Here is a 9,218-nt window from a genome sequence, read left to right on the forward strand (position 1 = left end):
ATATTTTTTTTATAAATTATTTTATCTTCCAATTTAAACTTATCTCTAGATATCTTTTTATTGAGCACAACTTCACTGTTAAATTTGCTTTCATATTCTCTCATCAGCTTGGTATATCTCTCATATATATCCCACAGGGTAGCACCCTTTAAAATCTGGGATATACTCGCTTCTTTTGATTCAATTATCTCTGGCTTTTTACCATACATCTTTCCTACTCTATCACATCTTTCTTTTAAAAATTCAGCTGCCATCTTGAATTTTTTATATTGAAGCAATTTATCCACTAACTCTTTTCTAGGATCCTCCTCTTTATCTTCATTTTCTTTCTCCAAGTCTGACTCTGGAAGTAAAATCTTTGATTTCATCTCTATAAGCGAAGCTGCAATTACTATAAACTCGGATGCTACATCTAAGTCCATTTCCCTCATGGTATTTATATATTTTAAGTACTGCTCTGTGATTTCATAAATCTTTATATCATATATACTCATTTTATTTTTTTTTATAAGATGAAGCAGTACATCAAAGGGTCCCTCAAAATTTCTTATTTTTATATTTAAAGACATCTACATATTCTCTCCTAAATTTTCAGTTAAATATTTTTGCCCATAGTCTATTCCAGAATTCAGTTCAATTTTCATTATGCTCCTCAAGATCCTTCCTATAGACTTTCCATCCTTTACTCCTTTAGAAGCTATATATTTTCCACTTAAAGAAGGCCTATAATCTCTTAAATTATAAATATAATTATATATCTTATAATTCAATTTTGAGTTCCAGCTTAATAATACAAGCTCATAATCATCCATCTTCCTCAATATTGTATATAACCTATAATTATCCATTGTACCCATAATCAAATCAGCTGCCTCATGAGAATCTTCATTGGAACATTCAATAGCACTTCTCAACTCTTTATTCAAAATTGAATTTTCAGCTAGTATTGATCTATATTTTCTATCCCTCATGGAATAAAATAATTTAAGGATCCTCATATCCACCCTGCTTGTACAACTATATCTTTTATCTTGGTTTTCCTCCTCAAGTTCAATTTTTAAGAGGCGTTCATCTACATCAAATATTTTTAAATCATTACACAGATAAATGTTTTCTTTCCAATTCTCCTCACAGCACAGAAGGTATATTTCCTTTACTATTCTATCATTACTTATAAGACTAAATACACCCTTTTCCACGCATTTTTTTATTTCATCTTTGTCTTTTAAACTAAATTTATATCTCACAGCATATTTTATAGCTCTAAATATTCTAGTTGGATCTTCATTATAGCTATTAGGATGTATTTTCCTCAAAACTCTATTTTTTAAATCCTGTATGCCCCCACAGACATCTATTATACATTTTTTTTCAATATCGTAGGCCAGGGCATTTACAGTAAAGTCCCTTCTATACAAATCCTCATATATACGGGATGGAGAAATTCTAGGTAATGCCCCATCTATAAAATAATATTCCTTTCTGCATCTTATAAGATCTATATTTACACCATTTTCAAAAACTAAAAAAGCTGTTTGAAATTCACTGTGATACTGACAACATTTTAATTTCTGCAGTTCATCTAAAATAACCTTTGGATCTTCCTCTAAGCATATATCAATATCTTTCACTTTATTTCCTAAAATAGCATCTCTAACAGCCCCTCCTACTATATATGACTTTATTCCCCTGCGTTTACATAAATCCATGATTTCATTTACAATTTTTATCTCATCACAAGTTAATGCCTCTAAAATTTCCATACTAATTTTCTCCCCTAATTTTTAAATAGCAATCAGAAAATCCAATGAATTTCAGAAAACAATACAGTAAAATATCAAATTTGTACTTTTCTCTTCCGGATAAATTGAATTTTCTGACCTTATTATACTATATATTTTCTGTACTAAAAACATATATATCATATTCCCTGAGGCAAAACATTTCTGATGTTATCCTTTAAGTTGCTAAATATTCCTGGTCTTTTTACATTTCTATCACTGCGTAAATCGACTTTACCCACCATTTCCCCATTTACATATACATCACAATATCCTACCTTCTCATCTTTTTTATATCTCTTTTTATTTTTATCTATGATACACTTATAGGTGATTTTACTATCTTTTCCCTTTTCCGTTATTGCGTTTAAATCTGAAGAGGCTTTGGCAATAAAAAATCTGCTCCCGCTTTTATTCAAGTTGATCTTCTCTACATTACTTCCCTTTTTAAAGACATTTTTACAGGAATATTTTGAAAATCCATAATTCATAAGCATGCTAGCATCTTTATTCCTCACCTTATAAGTAGGTGAACCCATGATTATTGCCAGCATCCTCACTCCATCTCTAAGGGAAGTAGCAGATATACAATATTTCGCCGAACTAGTAAAACCTGTTTTCAATCCATCACATCCATTAAAAAATCTAACCAGTTTATTATGATTTACCAGTTCTATGGGGCTTTTTCTTCCTTCAGATATGGTCTCCATATATGTTCCCGTATATTTCAATATAGCAGGATGTTTAAGCAGTTCTCTTGACATTATACCTATGTCATAGGCAGAGGTATAATGGCCTTCTGCACTTAATCCTGTACAATTTTTAAAAGATGTATCCTTCATTCCAAGTTGTTCTGCCCTCTTATTCATAAGGTTCACAAATGCATCCTCACTGCCGGCTAAATATTCCGCCATGGCAACTGCTGCATCATTCCCAGATGCTATACCTATCCCCTTTAGTAAATCCTCTACAGTTCTCACTTCTCCTGTGTCCAGAAGCATAGAGCTTCCACCCATTTTCTTTGCATTTTCACTTACGGTAACCTTATCTGACAGAGATATCTTGCCGGAATCTACAGCCTCCATACTCAGAAGCATAGTCATCACTTTTGTAACAGAAGCTGGTTCCAGTTTTTCATGAGAATTTTTTTCGAATATTATTTTTCCACTTGAGGGCTCTATAAGCAATGCAGATTTAGCATCTACATTCAAATCTGATTTTATAGCTTTGATCTCCGATCCATCGGATTTACTTAAGGGTTCAGCTTTAACAGGCATACTTTCTATACCTAATATAAAGATCAAATTTAACATCAAGCTTATTAAAGTCAATGCTTTCTGCTTTTTCTTCATTTAATATTTCTCCTCCCTTTAAAATGTATTTCCTTCCGAAGTTATTAATATTATCACACAAATACAATAAAAAAATACATGGGATAAAATAAAATTAAAATAAAGTGGAAAGCTAAATTGGATAAATTATAAAGATATGAAAGAGGGATTAATTACATTGTCACAAAAACATAATTTAGAATATCAAGAACAGCTATATCTTAAAATGCTTCTTCACTATGAAATGCAAAAAAGCAGGCTGGTTGCACTTGATAGTAGTATTTCAAAACTCTATCTTCTCAACCTTGATAGCCTGCTCCCTATAATCAAGCCTTTATATTCTTTTTAAAGATTCATTATGCTAAATAAATATTTTAATCTATGGTTTCGCCTATACCTGGGTTAATTTAAATACTCGACTGTAATCTTTAAGTTTGGTAAAGCACTTTTCAAAGAATCTATTTCATTATCACTTAATTGACCTTCTGATATACGAAGTTCTTTTAAATTAGTTAAATTTTTTAATGGGCTTATGTCTTTTATATTATTTTTACCTATATCAAGGGTTTGTAAATTAGTTAAATTTTTTAATGGACTTATATCGCTTATTGAATTCATGCTTAAATTGAGAATTTGTAAATTAGTCAAATTTTTTAATGGACTTATATCACTTATTGAATTTCTATATAAAATAAGAGTTTGTAAATTAGTCATATTTCCCAGCGAATTTATATTACTTATTTGATTATCTCCTAATGCAAGTTCCTGTAAATTAATTAGATTTTTTAATGGGCTTATATCACTTATTTGATTACTGGAAAACTCAACACGTCTTAGATTAGTTAAACTTTTGATAGCTCCTATATCGGTTATCTGATTACCACCTAATCCAAGCTTTTGTAAACTAGTTAAATTTTCAATTCCGCTAATATCTTTTATTTTACTATAATAAAAATTTACTTCCAACACCTTATCTACATCGCTTTTATATAAAGTACCAGTGGGCTTATTTGCAGTTAATCTTACTGCCTGTTCTAAATTTTTATCTTTAAAAGTTATCATTGTATTACCTTCACTTATGGCACTATTTATTTCATTAACTATAGAAGCCGGAATTACACCAGTTCCGCCAATTGCTTCTATCTCAGTATTTTCTGCAGCTTTAGTTTTGATATAATCTATAGCATTTACATTTGATCCTTCAGTATCAATTAGTATAAGCGGTGCTGAATACTTTCCAGCTGCAGCTGAAGCAATTAATGGATCTGAATAGCTATTTTCTGATGAATTTGCTACATAAATTTTGTCATTCTTTAGATCACTGTCAAATGCCTTTAATACATTTAAATTTGTAGCAAATCTGTCCGATCCACCGTTCACTCTCCTATCTGCATTTAGTGCATTATATATTGAATCACTTACTACAGTAGTGGTTCCTACTACTGTAACGTTTGAATTCTTTGCAAAATCGATTGTCTTCTGTATTGAATTCAGATCGTTATTTGTAAGCAATAATATATCCCCATCAGCAGCAGCTACTGGTGCTGCTGACAATGCATCTGAAAAATTAGTTCCTGCTACTGCTATTATGTTGTCCTTGCTTACTCCCAAATCCACCAATTTGTTTGCTATAGCCAGGTTTGTCTCATATCTTGTAGTTCCCCCAAGCCTGGTTACTTTATAATTTGATGCTTTTAATCCATCTTCAATAGACCGGGATATGGAACCTGTACCTCCAATAATATATACATTCTTTGGTTTTAGTTTTTCCAGTGCACCTTCAGCATTAGAATCAAGCATCTGCGAACCTGTAAGCAGTATTGGTGCATCCAGTTTCTTGGCCAATACAGATGCACTTACTGAATCTGCATAACCTTCTCCTGAGACCAATACAACGGTATCGCTGTTTGCAAAAGTTGCTGCAGCAACTTTTGCTGCTGTTTCATATCTTGTTGAGCCACCTATTTGCGTTACCGAACCTGCTGCTTTAACAAATCCAGTTGTAAATGCTGTAGTTAGCACTAATGACATGAGTGTAATACCTGCAAATGCATTTATTCTTTTTTTATACATGGACAATTCCTCCTTTAAAGACTCATTTTTTACAGAAGTCAAGTTAAAAATGTATATTTCAATAAATTTATAAGAATTTGTTCATAACCAAATTCACTTACAAAGGCAGAGCTTGTATTATTTTAAAATTTAAATCGGCTGCACTGCTTTTGAAACTAATAGTTGAAATACCAAATACAACTGCAAAAAACAAAGATAATATTATTTTACTTTTGTTTTTCACTTTATGCTTTTACCCTGGTGATTCAAATAGGGCCGTCACACTAATTGATTAGTGCAGCAGCCCCTATATTTTTACCTACCCCCATTATGACCTGGGGTGAGACTTTTTATAAACTTCAGCAATTTTATTTCTTTTCAAAACCGACGAATAAATCTGGGTTGCGGAAAGATCTTTATGGCCCAAGAGCTCTTGTACAGATTTAATATCCGCTCCATTTTGAAGTAAATGCACGGCAAAAGAATGTCTTAATGTAAAGGCATTTATATTTTTATCTATTTTAGCTTCTTTTGCATAGTATTTTATTATTTTCCAAAATCCCTGCCGGCTCATTTTTACTCCCTTTAGATTTAAAAATAAAATATCCAAATTATATACATTTAATTCCGGCCTTATATCTAAATATTTTTTTAAATACTTCACAGCTACAGAACCTATAGGCACTATTCTCTCATTATTCTTGGAATTACTACATTTTACATATGATAATTTTAGATTTATATCATATAACGTAAGATTTAGAAGTTCCATTACTTTCATTCCAGCAGCATACATCACCTCAAGCATAGCCTTATCCCTTATCCCCTTGTCAGTGCTTAAATCCGGCGATGAAAGGAGCTTGTCTACTTCTTCTATAGTCAATACCTCCGGTACATTATGCACTATTTTGGGAATTTGATAGTATAAAATCGGGTTTTCATTTACAATTCCCTTAAGCATGAGATATTTGTAAAAATTTCTAAGGGATACAATATTTCTAACTATTGAAGATACGGCTTTGCCTGCTTTCTGAAGATACTGTACATAAGCCATTATAGATATAATCTCTACTTTTTCTACACTCTCTTTTCTATCCTTTATAAAATTAAAAAATTTATCTATATCTCTTACATATGCATCCATAGTATTTTTACTCATATGCTTTTTTTCCAGTTCTTTTGTATAAGCCAATAAAAGGCCATTCAAAATTATCACCCGCTCTTTGAAGTTATAATTTTAAAATTTCAGAAATTCGTTGAAAACATTAATATAATTGTATATCAGATCCACATTTTTGCTGAATATACCATTTACCAGTATGCTGTTGTCGTAAGAATGGGGTTCAATAATAAAATTATATAAAATAGTATCTATAAACTTAGGCAAAAATATTCCAAAAAATATCAATATAAAAAAGCACTTTAATACCCCTATAATAAAATTTGATTCCTGCTCATTAAATATCATAATAATATCCCTTCAAAGCTGGCTACAACAAGTTTAACCATATTTGGAGTTAAATAAGCTTCCATAAAAAAACCCACACACATTACCATGGATACCATTAGAAAAGACATAGAATAAGAGGTAATACTGACTAAAATATGTGATTTCCATTGAAGTCTCGCTCTATCTTTAAAAATCATAAGTGAAAATTCCATAGCAAGTACAGATGAAAGTATTATGCAGGGTATGTATATTATATTCTGGGGCAAAACCCCCAATAGTGAAATCCACATTCCTTTTATTCCTAATTGGCTTATTATAAAACTTATAGTAAATCCTATAGTAAATCCCTTTATTATATCTATAATAAGTATTATTGGTATTCCTATCATTGTAAGTCCTAAAAACCATATAGCCAAAATTACAGGAATATTATTTTTTAAAGTTTGAAGTAATATAGATTTATAATTTAAATCTCCAGAATTCACAGCAGTTGCAAAATTCTTAAGATAGCTTACGAGATCACTTTTTTCAAATCCTCCCATATATCTGACACTGTATATGCCCATCACTATACCTGTAAAAATACATAACAGGCTTATAACATACAGCCAAAAATTATTTTTAATATGTCTATTTATCAAACCTGAAACTTTATTTTCTAACACTATTTTATCCCCCTTTTGTCAATCATCTTCTCTCTAAATAATCTATGATCCACAAAAGAGTTATATGACTATATTATATCATCATAAAAGCACATATAGTCTTGGCATCTATTATTTCACCATTTTTTATCATATCTTTAATCTCACCTATTTTAACCTCTTTGATATTTATAAATTCATCTTCATCACCTATATCGTCTCTTCCCTTGTATAGATCCTCAGCCTTGAAAATATATATATATTCATCACAAAATCCAGGACTCGTGACTACCTTCCCAATATATTCAAATTTTCTTGCTTTATAACCTATTTCCTCCTCCAATTCTCTCATTCCGCATGTCTTTATATCTTCATCCTTCTCAATTTTTCCTGCAGGTATTTCAAGAATATTTCTCTCTATAGGCTTTCTAAACTGTTCTACCATAAATACGGTATCACTATCTTTATAGGCCAGTATTGCCACACCGCCAGGATGATTCACTACTTCTCTCTTACTTTTTCTCCCATTTGGCAATACAACAGTTTGTAGATTGACCTCAATAATTTTACCGCTGTATATCATATCTTTTTTTATAGTTTTTTCAGAAAAATCCACCTTCATATCACTTCCAATACAAAATTATGCTGTTTTATAATTTATTCAAATAAAATTTCAAATTAATTATCGTTTTCAATTTTATACTTTACTATTACAATTGTCAATTATATTTGGTTTTCTATTTTTTTTACCAACTTTTTGTAATACCTTATAATTTCTTTTATCTCTTCTTCTCTATCTATATCATTTGATATTTTTTCTCTAAGCTCGTTTACTCTACTTATAATTAAATTCTGTATGTTTCTTATTTCTTCTAACTCCAACTCTATCTTCATTTGTTCATATAACCTCCTTGCAAAAACTTCCATTCATTTTATATAAAATGAACGGAAGTTTTCAAATTAATTGATTTTATCTTTATGTTTGTTAATATTTTCATATAACTCAAAATCTTTCTAATCATTGATAATATTTATTCTAAGATACTTTGTTCTTTAATCGAAGTTTGTCAGCCACCATGGCGATGAATTCGGAATTGGTTGGCTTTCCCTTGTCATTATGTATAGTATAGCCAAAGATTTTATTTATAGTTTCCACCTGACCTCTTGACCAAGCAACTTCGATGGCATGTCTGATAGCCCTCTCAACTCTACTGGCAGTTGTATTGTATTTTTTAGCTATAGAAGGATATAATTCCTTCGTAACTGCTGATAAAAGTTCCATATTATTTACAACCATAGTTATTGCCTCTCTTAAATACATATAACCTTTTATATGAGCTGGAACACCTATTTCATGAATTATATTGGTTATCTCCTGTTTCAAATCTGCAGGATCATCCTTGAAAGATTTTATTTCATCGTTGTCCACAAATAACGTATTTCTTTTAACTTCATCCCCTCCTATTATAACATTGTTGAACATCTGCCTTATTCTTCTCGTAAGTACATTCATATCAAAAGGTTTTATGACATAGTAATCTGCCCCTAAAGTTATGGCTCTCTGGGTTATCTTATCCTGTCCTACTGCAGACAAAACTATTATCCTTGGCATTGGATCCATATTCATAGTATTTAGTCTTTCCAAAACTCCCAGTCCATCAAGATGAGGCATTATTATATCAAGCACTACTAAATCCGGCTTTTTCTCCTCAATCAGCTTAAGTGCCTCTAATCCATCCTTGGCAATACCTGTAACCACTATGTCCTTCTGGTTTAAAAGATAATCATTTAGAATATTACAAAATTCTTTATTATCATCTGCAATAATTACACTTATCTTTGAATCTTCCATATTTTTACTCCCCTTTTCTTAATTAATTCCCATATCTTAACAAATAATAAATTCGACAAAGGAATTTTAATTCCTTCTTTTTTATTTAAAAATTTTTATCTTTTATAT

General features: G+C 30.7%; 10 protein-coding genes. All 10 read right to left on the reverse strand.

Going from position 1 to position 9,218, the window contains the following annotated elements:
* Window positions 1-569: segregation/condensation protein A (locus J5G60_RS13885; RefSeq protein WP_207876557.1), on the reverse strand; the 569-nt coding region annotated here is incomplete at its 3' end.
* Window positions 570-1,763: a CCA tRNA nucleotidyltransferase gene (locus tag J5G60_RS13890; protein ID WP_150356498.1), complete on the reverse strand. Its 1,194-nt coding sequence runs from the start codon at window positions 1,761-1,763 to the stop codon at window positions 570-572.
* Between the two features lie 158 nt (window positions 1,764-1,921).
* Window positions 1,922-3,133 carry a D-alanyl-D-alanine carboxypeptidase family protein gene (locus J5G60_RS13895; protein ID WP_150356499.1) on the reverse strand — a complete coding sequence of 404 codons (1,212 nt, stop codon included), beginning with the start codon at window positions 3,131-3,133 and terminating at the stop codon, window positions 1,922-1,924.
* Window positions 3,134-3,514: 381 nt separating this feature from the next.
* On the reverse strand, window positions 3,515-5,185 hold the full coding sequence (locus J5G60_RS13900) for a cell wall-binding repeat-containing protein (RefSeq protein ID WP_150356500.1): 1,671 nt from the start codon (window positions 5,183-5,185) through the stop codon (window positions 3,515-3,517).
* 307 nt (window positions 5,186-5,492) lie between these two features.
* Entirely contained in the window at window positions 5,493-6,371 is an 879-nt protein-coding gene (locus J5G60_RS13905) for a site-specific tyrosine recombinase (RefSeq protein ID WP_150356501.1), read from the reverse strand.
* 30 nt (window positions 6,372-6,401) lie between these two features.
* Window positions 6,402-6,632 (reverse strand): endonuclease III, encoded by a 231-nt coding sequence (locus J5G60_RS13910; RefSeq protein WP_150356502.1) that lies wholly within the window; start codon window positions 6,630-6,632, stop codon window positions 6,402-6,404.
* A complete protein-coding gene (gene spoIIM, locus J5G60_RS13915; protein ID WP_150356503.1) occupies window positions 6,629-7,279 on the reverse strand; it encodes a stage II sporulation protein M in 651 nt (216 codons plus the stop codon). Before spoIIM ends, J5G60_RS13910 begins: the two co-directional genes overlap by 4 nt.
* Before the next feature lie 73 nt (window positions 7,280-7,352).
* Window positions 7,353-7,874 (reverse strand): NUDIX hydrolase, encoded by a 522-nt coding sequence (locus J5G60_RS13920; protein WP_150356547.1) that lies wholly within the window; start codon window positions 7,872-7,874, stop codon window positions 7,353-7,355.
* Window positions 7,875-7,981: 107 nt separating this feature from the next.
* Window positions 7,982-8,152 (reverse strand): hypothetical protein, encoded by a 171-nt coding sequence (locus tag J5G60_RS13925; protein WP_179977193.1) that lies wholly within the window; start codon window positions 8,150-8,152, stop codon window positions 7,982-7,984.
* Between the two features lie 142 nt (window positions 8,153-8,294).
* Entirely contained in the window at window positions 8,295-9,110 is an 816-nt protein-coding gene (spo0A, locus tag J5G60_RS13930; RefSeq protein WP_150356504.1) for a sporulation transcription factor Spo0A, read from the reverse strand.
* Between the last annotated feature and the right edge of the window lie 108 nt (window positions 9,111-9,218).

Source organism: Clostridium sp. HV4-5-A1G (assembly GCF_900184915.1).
Classification (GTDB): Bacteria; Bacillota; Clostridia; order Clostridiales; family Clostridiaceae; genus Clostridium_B; species Clostridium_B aromativorans.

Bases quoted from the DNA above. Each gene is read 5' to 3' on its own strand.
- J5G60_RS13890 (WP_150356498.1), bottom strand. From the start codon at position 1,763: ATGGAAATTTTAGAGGCATTAACTTGTGATGAGATAAAAATTGTAAAT.
- J5G60_RS13895 (WP_150356499.1), bottom strand. From the start codon at position 3,133: ATGAAGAAAAAGCAGAAAGCATTGACTTTAATAAGCTTGATGTTAAAT.
- J5G60_RS13900 (WP_150356500.1), bottom strand. From the start codon at position 5,185: ATGTATAAAAAAAGAATAAATGCATTTGCAGGTATTACACTCATGTCA.
- J5G60_RS13910 (WP_150356502.1), bottom strand. From the start codon at position 6,632: ATGATATTTAATGAGCAGGAATCAAATTTTATTATAGGGGTATTAAAG.
- J5G60_RS13925 (WP_179977193.1), bottom strand. From the start codon at position 8,152: ATGAAGATAGAGTTGGAGTTAGAAGAAATAAGAAACATACAGAATTTA.
- spo0A (WP_150356504.1), bottom strand. From the start codon at position 9,110: ATGGAAGATTCAAAGATAAGTGTAATTATTGCAGATGATAATAAAGAA.